Source organism: Sphingomonas sanguinis, from assembly GCF_001476905.1.
GTDB classification, from domain to species: Bacteria; Pseudomonadota; Alphaproteobacteria; order Sphingomonadales; family Sphingomonadaceae; genus Sphingomonas; species Sphingomonas sanguinis_B.
Map to the genome: position 1 here is coordinate 1 of NZ_LDTE01000206.1, position 1,164 is coordinate 1,164.

A 1,164-nucleotide genomic window follows, 5' to 3' on the forward strand; every position below is an offset into this window, starting at 1 on the left:
CTGCACAGCCTGATGGACGGACTGGGCATCGGCGTCGCGTTCCAGATCGATACGGCGGCGGGCTGGATGATCGCATTGGCAGTCTTGACCCATGACGTGGCGGACGGGGTCAACACCGTCTCACTGAGCCTCGCGGCGCGGTCCGAGGCGGCCGCGCGGCGCTGGCTGGTGCTGAACGGGTTGGCACCGATGTTGGGCGTCGTCATCGGTCTGGCCATTACGATCCCGTCGACCATGCTCGCCCCGCTGATGGCGCTGTTCGCGGGCATCTTCCTGTACATCGGTGCGTGCGAACTTGTGCCGCGCAGCCAGTCCCTCGATCCTCGGCTGAGGACGGGCATGGGAACCCTTGCGGGCATCGTGCTGATGCTCGCCGTCACCCATTTCGCGCATTGAGGTAAAGGGCACCGCCGCCTGAGTTTGGGCTGGCGGCGATGCCCACCGCCTCAGATGGTCTGGACGGCACCCGCCGCCGCATTGGTCCCGCCCTCGGCCAAGCCAGTCAGCTTCTCATCGGTTGCCTTCTCCTCGGCCAGCGTCTCATCGAGGATCGCCGCGCAGTCGCTACGCCCCAGCTGTCGCGCCCAGGCGACGAGCGTGCCATAGCGGGCGATTTCATAATGCTCGACCGCCTGTGCCGCCGCAATCAGTGCCGCGTCTAGGACGCGCTTGTCTGCGACCTCGCCCGCCACCTCATTGGCTTCCTTGATGATGCCGTCGATGGCGGGACAGGTCACCGCTTTGGGCGTTTCGCCGTGCATCTCGAACACCTGTTCCAGCCGCCGGATCTGGCCTTCGGTCTCCCGCAGGTGCTGCTCGAACCCAGCCTTCAATTGGGCGTCGGTGGCCTTGTCGATCATCTTGGGCAGTGCCTTCGTAATCTGATGCTCGGCGTAATAAATGTCCTGAAGCTGGTGGACGAACAGGTCGTTCAGCGTCGCGATATCCTTGGAAAACAAGCCCATGATCGTCTCCTTTGTGATGTGATGTTCAGCGGGCGGCCGAGCCGGGTTCGGCGATCTTGCGGTGCGCCTCGGCCAAAACGGATTGGGGCACGACGCCCGCGCCCGCGACCTGCGCCTTGTTCGCCAGGCCGGGGACGATATGCCCCTCACCCGCCTTCATGGCGTCCCAGCCCTTTCGCGCGACCTCGGCCGGGTGGGC

Annotated in this window: 2 protein-coding genes; one reads left to right on the forward strand and one right to left on the reverse strand. The window is 65.2% G+C overall.

All coding sequences use genetic code 11. The features are described from left to right. Positions 1 to 396: ZIP family metal transporter (locus SB4_RS18605; RefSeq protein WP_193753897.1), on the forward strand; the 396-nt coding region annotated here is incomplete at its 5' end. Between the two features lie 50 nt (positions 397 to 446). On the opposite strand, the gene SB4_RS18610 is transcribed toward SB4_RS18605, so the two are convergent. Continuing rightward, positions 447 to 965 carry a YciE/YciF ferroxidase family protein gene (locus SB4_RS18610; RefSeq protein ID WP_058753735.1) on the reverse strand — a complete coding sequence of 173 codons (519 nt, stop codon included), beginning with the start codon at positions 963 to 965 and terminating at the stop codon, positions 447 to 449. Between the last annotated feature and the right edge of the window lie 199 nt (positions 966 to 1,164).